Source organism: Alcanivorax sp. MD8A, assembly GCF_002888555.1.
In the GTDB taxonomy this organism is placed as follows: domain Bacteria; phylum Pseudomonadota; class Gammaproteobacteria; order Pseudomonadales; family Alcanivoracaceae; genus Alcanivorax.
Window position 1 is genome coordinate 101012 of the sequence record NZ_AQOQ01000012.1, and the last position, 12572, is coordinate 113583.

Consider the following 12572-nt stretch of genomic DNA (forward strand, 5'->3'; position numbering starts at 1 on the left):
AGGTCTCGGCTGGTTAGCGCAGGGCTGGCTGGGCGGAAGGCCGCTCGCACAGGCGAGCACAGAGAAGCGCAAGAGGAAGCCACAGGCTCAACCAGCTGGCATGGAAGGGGGCAATCAGGTATGAACCTGCAGCAAAGGCCATGCACAGCCCGGGGAGAGCGGCAATGGTGTAGGCGTTGCCGCCCTTCCAGAATTCCTGGCGTTGGATCAGTCCGGCGATCGGGCTGGCCCAGCTGGCGATGAACAGGATAAGGCCGATTAGCCCGAGGTTGTGTACCAGCAGAAGGAAGATGTTGCGAGGATGGGCAAGCACTTCCAGTTTGTCAGCATGGTGAGCCACCACGCCATTAAGGTTTTCCTGGTTGAGGCCAGTGCCAACCAGAGGGTTCAGGAAATATTTGCTCAGTGCGACATCGCTGCTGCCTTGAACCATCAGGTAGAGCGCTGCGAGTACCGGGATGATTGCCAGCCAGTGACGGGGGCTGCGTGCCACGATCCAGGCCACAATCAGCAACAGGCTCATCAGTCCCAGGGGCAGGGAGACGAGCCCGATAAAGACAATCCCGACGGCGGCGCCGACCAATCGGCGGGCACCCTTGCCGTTTGCGCCTTCATCCAGCCCTTGTGCCACCAGAATAAAGGTCGGGGCGACCATGGCCATCAGCGCCATGGAGGGATCCAGTGAGGGCAGACGGAAAATCAGGTTGGCGGGTTCGCTGAACAGTGGGCTGCTGAGCGGCTGTGTCGTGTAATAACTGATGATCACCATAAAGCCGACCACCATGGCACACAGGGCCCCGTTGGCCATGGCCTGACGGAAGGTGTTGCGGAAATACATGTGCAACCAGCGGAAAATACCCACCATAACCACGATCTGTACCACGCCCCGGACGGTCCGTGAGGTGTTGGGCTCGTCGGCCCAGGCCATGCTCAACAGTGCCCAGCCCAGCAGAAGATACAGGGGGACCAGTAAGGGGGACGCCATCAGCCGGTAATCCCCGCTGACAATGGCCCGGGTCAGCAGGGTGAGGGACGGCAGGAAGAACAGTACGTCCAGCACATTGAGCAGACCAATGCGGGAATTGAACAGAAAGGTGCCGCTGAACATGACGGCGAAGGACAGGGTCAACCACCAACGTAACCAGCGTCCTTGCATGATGTTGGGGGGTAAAGGTGGCATAGGGGCCTGTCGCTCCATGGTAGTGGTTAGCCGCATGATACCCCGTGAACCAGGGTGTTGGCATGTTGCGGTGCGCAAGTTTAATGGCTCGGCTTGCGGGCATCCAGCTCTGTGCCGGTTGGGCGCCTGATGTTGTGCCCGCTATGCTACACTGCGCCGAAATCCGGCTCTGTTGTGTTTTGGAGACCCTATGCACAATCCGCACATTCCTGCTCTTGCCAAGGCCCGTGTTCTGGTGGCCGGTGACGTCATGCTTGATCGCTATTGGCATGGTCCCACGGGACGGATTTCGCCGGAAGCGCCCGTGCCGGTGGTGCGGGTTACCGAGCTGGAAGATCGCCCGGGCGGGGCGGCGAACGTGGCCTTGAACATGGCCGCGCTGGGCGCGCGTGCCGAGCTGGTGGGGGTCACCGGGGAGGATGAAGCCGCAACCATACTGGAAGAACGACTGAACGCCGCCGATGTGGGATGCCATTTCCAGAAGGTGGCCGGGCTGCCAACCATTACCAAGCTGCGGGTGATCAGTCGCCAGCAGCAATTGTTGCGGCTGGATTTCGAAGAAGCGTTTCACGACCAGGACCCCGCGCCCTTTGCCGAGAAGGTCAAAGCCCAGCTGGCCCATTGCGGCGCACTGGTGTTATCGGACTATGCCAAGGGTGCCCTGCGTGATTGTCAGGGGCTGATTGCACTTGCCCGCGAGGCCGGCGTGCCGGTGCTGGTAGACCCGAAGGGGACGGATTTCAGTCGCTACCGCGGGGCCACCCTGCTAACCCCTAATTTGAGCGAGTTTGAAGCAGTTGCCGGGCCGGTGAAAGACGAGCAGGACCTGATCAACAAGGGGCAACAACTGATCCGGGAGTTCGATCTGCAGGCGCTGCTGGTGACCCGCAGCGAGAAGGGAATGACCCTGCTGCGCGACGGCAAGCCGGAACTGCATTTGCCGGCCCGGGCCCGAGAGGTGTTCGATGTCACCGGCGCCGGTGACACGGTGATTTCCGTACTGGCGGCCTCGCTGGCGGCGGGGGCACCCATGGAAGATGCTGTGGCGCTGGCCAATATTGCTGCCGGTATTGTGGTCGGCAAGCTGGGCACGGCGGTGGTCTCTGCGCCTGAGTTGCGCCGTGCGGTGCACCAGGAGGGTGGCTTTGGTCGTGGGGTCATGAGTGAAGAGCAACTGTTGATTGCCATTGAGGATGCGCGTGCCCAGGGGGAGAAGATCGTGTTCACCAATGGCTGCTTCGACATCATCCATGCCGGCCACGTGGGCTATCTGGATTCCGCCCGCCGCCAGGGCGACCGTCTGGTGCTGGCGGTGAACGGAGATGACTCCATCCGCCGCCTGAAAGGCCCTGGCCGCCCCATCAACCCTCTGGATCGCCGCATGGCCGTCCTCGCTGCGCTGGAAGCGGTGGACTGGGTGGTCGCCTTCGATACCGATACCCCTGAGCCACTGCTGGAAGCCATAAAGCCGGACGTGCTGGTGAAAGGCGGCGACTACAGTGTGGAAGAAGTGGTCGGCCACGAGTTTGTGAAGGGCTACGGCGGAGAGGTGAAGGTGCTCGACTTTATTGATGACATCTCGACGACGAAAATCGTGGAACGAATCAAGAAAGACAGTGAATAGTTAATAGTGAACAGTTAACAGCTGCGCGAGCAGCCTTTTTTGATTTTTCAAACGCAAGAGGCCGCGCCTACTCCTTGGGCGCGGCCTCTTACGTTTCAACATGCAGAGCGCGAGCACGCGTCGCTGTTAACTGTTCACTATTAACTGTTAACTGCCTTTCCTGTGTTTTGCCGGTGTCACCCCCGTCCACCGTTCAAACGCTCGCACGAATGCTGCGGATTCACTGTAGCCCAGTAGTTCTGCGATGTCGGCGATGCTTCGGTCGGAGTCGGCCAGATAACGTTTTGCCTTGTCTTCACGGACCTTGTCCATGATGCCTTGGTACGGGTGGCCTTCCTTGCTGAGTTGTCGGCGAAAGCTGCGTTCCGGGATGCTGAAGGCCTGGGCGACCTGTTCGGCAGTGGGGAAGCTGCGGGCGAACAGGTTCAGATAGGCACCAACCCGGGCCGCCAGGTCATCAGTGGGGGCTTCGCGGCGGGCGAGCATAGCGTCGCACTGTTCGCGGTACATGTCCTGTGCCATGCGGTTATAACCTGGCAGGCGAATGGCCATGTCCTCGTTGCGGATCACTGCCTTGCAGTGGGGCTGGTCATAGCGGATCGGGCAGCCAAAATAGGCCTCGAAGCGGTCGGCACAGCGCGGGCGCGGGTAGGGCATCCACACTTCGACGGGTTTCAGGTTCAGGTTGAGTTGGGTCTGGATGTCGTTGACCAGCTTGAAGGTGCCGACCATGTCCCGGTCGATCAGGGTGCGCGACACTTCCGGCGGCAGCGGGATCGGGTAAAGCTCCAGGGCGGTGGTGTGTTCGCCGGGGATCAGGGCGATTTCGCCGTAGAGGTAGGTCAGGGCCTGATATTGCACCCCGAACTGAAACCCTTGAAAGGCGGTTTCGCTGGTCATCAGCAGCATGGCCAGTTGTCCGTAACCGGCAAACCCGAAGCGGCTGCCCATTTCGAACCCCAGCATGGGGTCGTCGACCTGGGGTAGTAGCTCGGTGAGGATCAGCAGTTCCCGGTCACGGCCGATCTCACTGCTTGGGTCCAATTTGTCCTTATCCAGCCCATGACGGGCCAGCACCGGGCCACAGTCGATCCCCTTCTCGGTCTCGAGCAGTTCGATGGTATAGATGAGGGCAAGAATGGAGCGTGCTGACATTGGCCGAAATTATCAATTTTTGGTCAGGTTAACACGTATTCACAGGGGGCTGGCAAGGCTAGAGTGCTGCCATCAAGGGAACCGCTGAGCATGCAAGGCGTTATTCAGAGGTTCCCGAGGAGCCCGTGAGCGTCCCGAGGAGAATACCAATGACAAGTCAGGCCCGTATCAACGTTAAAACCCGTCGCGTCAAAGTCGCCATTGTTGGCGGCGGCTTCGGCGGCCTGTGCATGGCGATCAAGCTGCGTGAGGCCGGCATCGATGATTTTGTGATTCTGGAAAAAGGCGATGGCCTGGGGGGGACCTGGTACCACAACAGCTACCCGGGCGCGGCCTGTGATGTGCAGTCGCACATGTATTCCTTCTCGTTTGAAGCGAACCCGGACTGGAGCCATCGCTACAGCGGGCAGCAGGAGATTCACGATTACATTCAGGGAGTGACCGACAAGCACAACATTCGTCAGTTCACCCGCTTCAATGCCGAGGTGACCGGTGCCCATTTTGATGACCAGGCCGCCCTGTGGACCCTGAATCTGGCCGACGGCAGCCAGCTGATCTGTCAGCATTGGGTGCTGGCCAGCGGGCCGCTGCATGTGCCGTCCTTCCCCAACTTCAAGGGCATGGAGAACTTCAAGGGCAAGATCATTCACTCCGCCCAGTGGGATCACGATTACGACATGAGCGGCAAGAAGGTCGTGTCCATCGGTACCGGTGCCAGTGCGATCCAGTATGTACCCCATGTGGCGCAAGAGGCCGGTCATCTGACGGTGGTGCAACGGACCCCGCCGTGGATCATCCCCCGCGACGAGCGTGCCTACTCTGGCATGAGCAAGTGGTTGTTCCGCCGGGTGCCTGCCCTGCGCCAGCTGCATCGTTTGCGCCTGTATCTGAGTAATGAAGCCCGGGTACTGCCGATCTTCAACCCGCGCATTGCGCGGCTGGCCGAGCCCGCTCTGAAGGCCTTTATCCACTATCAGGTGAAAGACAAGGAAACCGCTCGCAAGCTGGTGCCCAATTACACCCTGGGGTGTAAGCGCATTCTGATCTCCAATGCCTATTACCCGACCTTTAACCGCGATAACGTGGCGTTGGTGACTGAAGGGGTGAAGGAAATCCGTGAGAACAGCGTGGTGTTCAGCGATGGTTCCGAGCAGCAGGCGGATTGTCTGGTGCTGGGCACCGGCTTTGTGGTGGACCCGCGGATCTACATGAAGGATTTCGAGATTACCGGGCTGCCCGGGCGCCGTTTGCAGGACGACTGGAAAGACGCGGCCCAAGCCTATCTCGGCACGACCGTGAGCGGTTACCCGAACATGTTCCAGCTGGTGGGGCCGAATACCGGCCTGGGCCACAACTCCATTATCTTCATGATCGAAAGCCAGGTGCGGTACATCATGGATGCCATCGGCAAGCTGGATGCCCGAGGTGATGCCTGGCTGGATGTGAAGCAGGAAGTGCAGGATCGCTACAACGACAAGCTGCAGGACGAGCTGAAAGGCACCGTGTGGCAGAACGGCGGTTGCACCAGCTGGTACCAGCAGGCGGATGGCCGCAATACGGCCCTGTGGCCCCATGCAACGTTCCAGTTCATGGCTCGCACCTGGAATGTGAACATGAAAGATTACCGTTGGCAGCCGGCGGTTAAAAACCCTGCTGCGGTGGGTGCCGCCAGAGTATAGTGGCCGGTTCGCCTTGTGAACCAGGCTCCAACGGTGGTTTTCGTACTGCTGGAGCCTGGCTTGCAAGGCCCGGATTTACTGGTTGCAGGACACTGGCGAGCTTTGTTGATAAAGCCGAAGCGCGGCGTCCATCTTTTCTCCCAGCATTTCAATGCGCGATTCGTGATTGGGGTGAGTAGACAGAAACTCCAGCGGTTGTGCGCCGCTGGCGGCGGCCATGTTGCGCCATAGCTGGGTGCTTTGTCGGGGATCAAAACCGGCGCTTGCCATTAACTCCAGTCCCATCACATCGGCTTCTTCTTCGTGAGCGCGGCTGAACGGCAGGGCAATGCCCAGCCAGGCGCCGACGCCCAATGCCTGCAGGATATTCTCGGTATCCGCGTCCCCTTCACTGAACAGCCCGATCAGAAACAAGACAGCCTTGATACCCAGTTCCTGGGTCAGGCGCTCGTTGCCGTGGCGTGCCAGAACATGGGCAATCTCATGGCCGATCACGGCGGCCAATTGCGCATCGTTATTGGCGACCTGAAGCAGCCCTTCATTGACGCCGATTTTGCCGCCAGGCAATGCGAAGGCGTTAGGGGTGGCATCGGCAAAGACCACAATCTCCCAGCTGTCTGGCAACGGCGAATCCGGAAAACGTGCCGGGATGCGGCTTATCAGATACTCAGCGACACACTGAACCTGGCTGTTGGCGTTGTCATTCTGGCTGGCAGGCAGTTGCTGCTGCATTTGCACGAAGGCTTGCCGGCCAAAGTCGGCCATCAGGGTGTCCGGCACCAGAGCCAGTTGTTCACGGCCGGTAGGTGTGTTGTCGCAGCCGGATAAAACCAGAAGCGAGAGTAGTAGAAGCCAGGGTCGTTGCACGGCGCATTGCCAGGTTGCGGGTCGAACATTCACGGTAACGTAGCGCGGCGGGCTTGGGTAGCCGGTGGGCGGGGAGCGGAAACGAAAAAGGCCTCGCGAAGCGAGGCCTTTTCGAAGATGGTGCCCGGAGGCGGAATCGAACCACCGACACGGGGATTTTCAATCCCCTGCTCTACCGACTGAGCTATCCGGGCAATCAGGGCGCGTATTAAAGCCGCTGGAGACGGGTGCGTCAAGCCATGCGGGTTTATTTGTTCGCATCGTGAGCAACGGGGGTGTAACCCTCGGCTTTTTCGTAGCTCTCGTTGTTCAGAAAACGATCACGTTGTTCGTCGAGAAAGGTCTTGGCCTGTGGGTCCATCACGTTCAGGTGTTTCTCGTTGATCAGCATGGTCTGCTCGTGGAGCCATTCCTGCCAGGCTTTCTTCGACACGTTATCGAAAATGTCCTGCCCCTTCGGGCCGGGGAAGGGGGGGCGATCGAGTCCTTCCAGTTCGCTCTGGTATTTGCGGCACAGTACCGTGCGGCTCATGGCAACTCCGTGGCTGTGTGAGTGTGTTGGGGACTATAACATGCGTGGCTGGCGCGGTGCGTCCAGCGTGGCCAGCAGCTTTTTCACCGGTGCGGCCAGTCCGAGCTTGCCGGGGGCCTGGGGATTCACCCAGCGACCGTCTTCGAGGCTCGTCGTGTCGCGGGTGCCTGCCGCCTGCACGGTCACTTCCAGTGGTGAAATATCCAGGTGGTAGTGGCTGAAGGTGTGACGAAACGACGCGAGCGGCTGCGGCGCGTCTACCGCGGAAAAGGCGCGGGCGTTGAGGGCCTCGGCCAGTGGGTGTTCCGTCTCGGTCTGGGGGAAACACCAGAGCCCGCCCCAGATGCCTTGCTGCGGGCGTTGCTCCAGCCAGACCCGTCCTGTCGGGTCTCGCAGAATGAGCATGATGGTGGCGCGGACGGGCAGGGCTTTTTTCGGTTTCTTGCCGGGGTAATCCTGCGGATTACCGTTGGCGTGGGCCTGGCATCCGCGCTGGAGGGGGCAGGCGCCGCAGTCCGGGGTGCCTCGACGGCACAGGGTGGCGCCCAGATCCATGATTGCCTGGGTGTAATCCGCCAGTCGGGTATCGGGAGTGTAATACTCGGACAGCTCCCATAGGCGGGTTTCTACCGGTTTCTTGCCGGGCCAGCCGGGTACCGCATGATAGCGGGCCAGCACCCGTTTCACATTGCCATCGAGGATGGCGGCGCGCACCCCGCGGCTCTGGGCAAGGATGGCACCGGCGGTGGAGCGGCCAATGCCGGGCAGGGTGGCCACTTCGTCCACGGTGTTGGGGAACTCTCCCTGATAATTTTCCAGCAGCTGCCTGGCGCACTTGTGCAGATTGCGCGCGCGCGCGTAGTAGCCCAGCCCGGTCCACAGGTGCAGCACTTCATCCTGCTCGGCCAGGGCCAGGGTTTGTACATCCGGGAAGCGTTTCATGAAGCGCTCGAAGTACGGGATCACCGTGGCGACCTGGGTCTGCTGCAGCATGATTTCAGAGATCCACACCTGGTAGGGCGTGCGCGGATGCTGCCAGGGCAGGTCCTGGCGACCGTGCTGGTCGTACCAGGCCAGCAGTGCCTGACTGAAACGTTTTGGGCTAAGAGATTCGATGGGCATCAGGTTCTGGATGGTAACGGCGGATGGGCTTTCGCCCATTTCCGCCCTACACGTGATTTTGGTTTTTGGCGTGCAGTGTGCCGCCTCTTTTATTTAAACAGCTTTTTCAGGCCATCCTGGAGTTGTTTGTTGACCTCTTCCTTGGCTTTCTTCTGGGCGGCATCCTTGATGACTTCTTCGGCGGTATCGCCTTCGCCTTCAATGCCCAGTTTATCCTTCAGCTTGTCCTGGGTGGCCTTGGCGGCGACCTGTTTGCCGATGTCCTTGAAGCCATCCTTGTCGGGGCCGCACCACTTGGCTGGGCTGCCCGCCAGGTTGCCTTCGCAGCGCAGAGGCCAGGTGGTGCCCTCCAGGTACTTGGATTTGCCGAGTTCCGGGGACTGCATGCCAATCTTCAGATCGAAATCCTGATTGAGGATATTCATCCAGCCGTTGCCGCTAATCTCGCCTTTGCTGAGGGTCGCGTTGAGGCTGTCCAGATAGGCGACATTCTTGTCCAGCCGCGCTTTGGAGGCGAGATCAAGGATCTTGGTATCTTCTGACAGGGCGGAGGGCAGTTTACCGGATTCCTGCCCGGGGATGAGCGCGGTGGCAAGCCCCTGGAACTGGCCAAGCATGTCGTTCACGCCGCCGACCAGAGTGTGGTACAGGTTCAGGCCGCGCACAGTGGCATCGGTCAGATTCAGGTCGATATTGCCCTTGGCGGAGTTCATCAGTGCTTTCTCGCTGTTGCCGCTGGCGCTGTAGTTGCCTGACATGGAGAAAATGCCTTTGGCCAGATCGTCTTCCAGGGCCATCTGGGCAATGGGCTGGATTTGCACGGTGCGGATCGTGTTGCTGGCGGACAGTTTCGGGGTGCTGCCGGAGGCGTCAAGGGTGGCGTTGGCACTGAAGTTGCCGCCGAGAGTGCTGCCGGTGGCCTGGGTCAGTTTGAGGACACCGTTTTTCGCGGTGACCGCAAATTTCATGTCGCTGGCATTGATGCCGTCGTAGCTGAGTTGGCCAATGGCCAGCTTGCCGTCCAGCAGCAGCGGACGCAGGGTGTCCACCGGAATCAGCTCTTCCTCGCTGAGGCTGTTGGTGCCGCCGGTCTTGCCGCCGCCGGCGGCAGCGGTGACGGGCTCTTCGGTGTCGCCGGCCGGCGGCATGTAGCCATCCAGCGCAATCTTGTCGAGGATCAGATCGAAGACGATCTTGCCGCTCTCCAGGCTGGCCAGACCGGCGCTGCCGCTGAGCGTGCTGTCGTCCAGGGTGATCTGCAACGGGCTGACCATGATGCTGCCGGGCTCGCCGCCAAGGGTGGCATCCAGAGCGACTTTGCTCAGGGCCTTGTCATCGCTGGTCTCGATGGGCGCTTCGCCAATGGCTTCCAGTGCCTTGTTGGCATCGAACGGCTCGGTGGTGAGCTTGCCGCTGAGCTGGAGATCGCCGGTCAGGGCTTTGACGTCCACATTGCCGCGGGTTTGCGTGCCCGCGGCGGTTAGCAGCAGATCCTTGATGCTGAGGGTGTCTTCATTGAGGTTTACATCCAGATTCTGCTCCAGATGCACCTCCACCGGCATGGTGGTGGCGCCGGCAATGTTGGCGTCCAGCTTCATCGGGTTAAGAACAAAGTGGCTGTTGTCGATATCTGCTGCCAGCACGGTGTCCAGATTCAGGTCCACGCGCATATCGCTCTGGTCCTGATAGCGCAGGGACATCTGCAGCGGAAACGGCGCGTCCAGGTTCACGTCCTGGGCGTTCAGATTGAAATGCTCTACCACGATGTCGGTGCCATCGGCGGTGTTGCGATAGCGGACCTTGCCATCGGTGACGGCCACACTGGGAATGGTCAGTGGGATATCCATGCTGCCGCTGCTGGTGTCGTCTTCAGCTGGGTTTTCTTCAGCGGCGGTTTCTGCCTCGGTTTGCGGGCCAATTTGTTCCCAGTTGGCACCTTCCGGGCTATCGACCAAGTTCACTTCGACACCGCTGATGCTGATGCCATCCATTTCTACTTGCCCATAGAGCAGGGGGAGCACGGCCACGCTGAGGCTGGCGTCATTGAGGGCGGCGAACAGGTCGTCTTCGTCAGCAATGCGTGCTTCGGTGCGACCGATGCTGACGCCGAGCGAAGGCCAGAACTGCCAGGCGAGATCTCCCTGGATATCCAGGGTCAGGTTGGCCTGTTCGCGGGCCTGTTTTTCGATCTCGGGTTTGAATTCATTGGGATCAATGACCTGGGTGATCACAAAAATGGCAATCGCTAATAGCAGGATGATGGCAAAAACCGTGATCAGCAAAATTTTTAGCAGGCGTCCCATGTAGCTCTCCTTGCGCGTTGGCCAGATGACCCGGATTATAGCAGTCGGGAGTGACAGACTATACGGCGCCTCTGTAAAACTCCTTGGCACTGAGATGTTCAAGGCATTTTACCGGCTCGCCGAAAAACAACCGTCGATGAGACGTTAGGGGAAGGGCGCTTGCGAAAGTTCCACACACTATTGTTGGTATTGCTGGTTTTACTGTGTCGGGCATCCTGGGGGGTTCAGGTCTCGCCAGTGTCGCTGGCGGACGCCGGGGATCGCGTCTCCCTGGGAATGAAGATGCAAATCCTGGAAGACCCGGAGGGAAACTGGACGCTGGATCAGGTGCGGAACCAGTTTGCCAGCCGGTTCCGCAATAGTGACAGCAATGCACTGAATTTCGGTTTCACCCAAAGCACTATTTGGCTGCGCTTTGCCGTGGATGCGTCACACTCGCAGGGTAGCTGGTTTCTGGTGGAGCGCTATCCGATTCTGGATGACATCACCCTGTTTGTGCCGGATGGGCACGGAGGATTTCGTGACTATGCCGTGGGCGATACCCGCCCCTTCTCACGGCGCCCGATGAATCACCGTTCCTTCGTTTTTGCCCTGGAGACCGAGGCCGGGGGGATGACGGAGTACTACATCAAGGTGCGAGGCAAGGGCGCGCTTAACATGCTGCCCATGCTGTACAGCGCCAAGGGGTTGGTGGAATTCACCTATCTGGAGCAGCTCCTGCAGGGGCTGTTTTACGGCTCGCTGGTGATCATGCTGGTGTATAACCTGCTGCTGTACCTGTCGCTGCGAGACAACGTGCATTTGCACTTTGTCATGTTTCTCGGCGGGGTCATTTATTTCAATATCTGTGTCAGTGGGTTCGGGTTGCAGTACCTGTGGCCGGAGTGGCCCAAGGTCAATGAATATTTCTGGCTGGCCACCTATGTGATTGCCCTGTCGTTGTCGCTGTATTCCCGGCAGTTCCTGCAACTTGCCCAGCGTTTTCCCCGCTATGAACGCTTGCTGCAGCATTATCAGATTCTCATCGGGGTGGCGTTTTTGCTGCAGTGGGTGCTGGAGCCCCCTTACTCCTATCACCTGTCTACCTTTGTGGCGTTGATTACGGTGGTGCTGTTCAGCTGGCTGGGCTGGACAGTGTGGCGCCAGGGGTTCCGGGTTGCCCGTTTGTATGTGCTGGCCTGGTCTGTGTTTCTCCTCACCATTTTCCTGTTTGCGCTGGGTAATCTCGGGCTGATCCCGTATAGCGTGGTGGTGCCCTACCTGCCGCACTTCGGGGCGTTGTGGGTGGTGGTCATGCTGTCGTTGGCGCTGGGAGACCGGATCCGGTTCCTTGAAAATGAGCGCAAGCAGCTGGCGCAGGAGGCGCAACATACGCTGGAGCGTCACCTGGCAGATATCGAACAGATGAACCAGGACAAATCCATGTTCTTGCAGTACATCAGTCACGAGCTGAATACCCCGATCAACTGGATTGGGGCGGCCGATACCCTGGGCCAGGACAGTCAGGGAGAAAGTGAGGCGGATGTGTGGGCCATGGTGCGCAAGGGGCAAAAGCGGTTGACGGGGATTGTGGGTACCTCGCTACGCTATTTTGATCTGTCTGATCGTAACCAGCCGCCGCTGATGGGGGCGTGTCAGCCCATGTGGGTGCTGGATGCGTTGATTCGTGATCTGGATGAACGGATTGAGCGTGCCGGGCTGGCGGTGCGTAACCGCGTCTCACCCAATCTGCGCGTGCGTGCCTGTGAAAGCGAGCTGAAAGAAGTCTTCGCCATGGCCCTGGATAATGCCCTGCGCTTCAGTGCAGAGGGGGGCAGTATCGATATCAGCAGCGAAGTAGATGTGCCTGCCGGGCATGCAGATATCCGAATTCGTGATGAAGGCAAGGGGGCTACCAGCGAGCAGCTGGAGCATATTCTTGAGCCCTTCTTTGTGATGGGGTCGCGCCACCACGAAGAGGGCTTCGGGCTGTCGCTGGCCATGGCCAGGGTCATGGTGGAGCAGGTGGGCGGGCAGCTGTGGGCGGAGAGTGCCGGGCCAGGTCGGGGCTTTACCCTGCACTTGCGATTGCCGCTGGCCTAGGGAGCCTCTGAATAACGCCTTACATGCT

At 59.7% G+C, this 12572-nt stretch carries 9 protein-coding genes and 1 tRNA gene; 3 read left to right on the forward strand and 7 right to left on the reverse strand.

The window, feature by feature from the left end; genetic code table 11:
• Nucleotides 1-13: 13 nt before the first annotated feature.
• Nucleotides 14-1180: a hypothetical protein gene (locus A15D_RS08480; RefSeq protein WP_102791573.1), complete on the reverse strand. Its 1167-nt coding sequence runs from the start codon at nucleotides 1178-1180 to the stop codon at nucleotides 14-16.
• A 190-nt stretch (nucleotides 1181-1370) separates the two neighbouring features.
• Here A15D_RS08480 and hldE point away from each other — a divergent pair, with 190 nt between their 5' ends.
• The gene (hldE, locus tag A15D_RS08485; RefSeq protein ID WP_102791574.1) at nucleotides 1371-2804 is read left to right on the forward strand and encodes a bifunctional D-glycero-beta-D-manno-heptose-7-phosphate kinase/D-glycero-beta-D-manno-heptose 1-phosphate adenylyltransferase HldE; all 1434 of its coding nucleotides are present in this window, start codon (nucleotides 1371-1373) and stop codon (nucleotides 2802-2804) included.
• A gap of 147 nt (nucleotides 2805-2951) precedes the next feature.
• Here the strand turns inward: hldE and A15D_RS08490 are convergent, their stop codons facing one another.
• On the reverse strand, nucleotides 2952-3959 hold the full coding sequence (locus A15D_RS08490; protein WP_102791575.1) for an AraC family transcriptional regulator: 1008 nt from the start codon (nucleotides 3957-3959) through the stop codon (nucleotides 2952-2954).
• A gap of 149 nt (nucleotides 3960-4108) precedes the next feature.
• Here A15D_RS08490 and A15D_RS08495 point away from each other — a divergent pair, with 149 nt between their 5' ends.
• Nucleotides 4109-5638, forward strand: coding sequence for an NAD(P)/FAD-dependent oxidoreductase (locus A15D_RS08495; protein WP_102791576.1), 1530 nt, complete (start codon nucleotides 4109-4111; stop codon nucleotides 5636-5638).
• 75 nt (nucleotides 5639-5713) lie between these two features.
• Here A15D_RS08495 and A15D_RS08500 read toward each other — a convergent pair whose 3' ends face one another.
• The 5 genes from A15D_RS08500 to A15D_RS08520 all read right to left on the reverse strand — a co-directional run bounded on the left by A15D_RS08500 (nucleotide 5714) and on the right by A15D_RS08520 (nucleotide 10462).
• Nucleotides 5714-6505, reverse strand: coding sequence for a M48 family metallopeptidase (locus tag A15D_RS08500; RefSeq protein WP_102791577.1), 792 nt, complete (start codon nucleotides 6503-6505; stop codon nucleotides 5714-5716).
• A gap of 118 nt (nucleotides 6506-6623) precedes the next feature.
• A tRNA-Phe gene (locus tag A15D_RS08505) sits at nucleotides 6624-6699 on the reverse strand.
• A 53-nt stretch (nucleotides 6700-6752) separates the two neighbouring features.
• Nucleotides 6753-7037 carry an oxidative damage protection protein gene (locus A15D_RS08510; protein ID WP_022984765.1) on the reverse strand — a complete coding sequence of 95 codons (285 nt, stop codon included), beginning with the start codon at nucleotides 7035-7037 and terminating at the stop codon, nucleotides 6753-6755.
• A gap of 33 nt (nucleotides 7038-7070) precedes the next feature.
• Nucleotides 7071-8159 (reverse strand): A/G-specific adenine glycosylase, encoded by a 1089-nt coding sequence (gene mutY, locus A15D_RS08515; RefSeq protein ID WP_102791588.1) that lies wholly within the window; start codon nucleotides 8157-8159, stop codon nucleotides 7071-7073.
• An 89-nt stretch (nucleotides 8160-8248) separates the two neighbouring features.
• Nucleotides 8249-10462, reverse strand: coding sequence for an AsmA family protein (locus tag A15D_RS08520; protein WP_102791578.1), 2214 nt, complete (start codon nucleotides 10460-10462; stop codon nucleotides 8249-8251).
• Between the two features lie 159 nt (nucleotides 10463-10621).
• On the opposite strand from A15D_RS08520, the gene A15D_RS08525 reads away from it, so the two are divergent.
• Entirely contained in the window at nucleotides 10622-12544 is a 1923-nt protein-coding gene (locus tag A15D_RS08525; protein WP_233192174.1) for a sensor histidine kinase, read from the forward strand.
• The last annotated feature ends 28 nt before the right edge of the window (nucleotides 12545-12572 follow it).

Coding starts and splice junctions, on each gene's coding strand:
- A15D_RS08480 (WP_102791573.1), bottom strand. CDS start 1,180: ATGCCACCTTTACCCCCCAACATCATGCAAGGACGCTGGTTACGTTGG.
- hldE (WP_102791574.1), top strand. CDS start 1,371: ATGCACAATCCGCACATTCCTGCTCTTGCCAAGGCCCGTGTTCTGGTG.
- A15D_RS08490 (WP_102791575.1), bottom strand. CDS start 3,959: ATGTCAGCACGCTCCATTCTTGCCCTCATCTATACCATCGAACTGCTC.
- A15D_RS08495 (WP_102791576.1), top strand. CDS start 4,109: ATGACAAGTCAGGCCCGTATCAACGTTAAAACCCGTCGCGTCAAAGTC.
- A15D_RS08510 (WP_022984765.1), bottom strand. CDS start 7,037: ATGAGCCGCACGGTACTGTGCCGCAAATACCAGAGCGAACTGGAAGGA.
- mutY (WP_102791588.1), bottom strand. CDS start 8,159: ATGCCCATCGAATCTCTTAGCCCAAAACGTTTCAGTCAGGCACTGCTG.
- A15D_RS08520 (WP_102791578.1), bottom strand. CDS start 10,462: ATGGGACGCCTGCTAAAAATTTTGCTGATCACGGTTTTTGCCATCATC.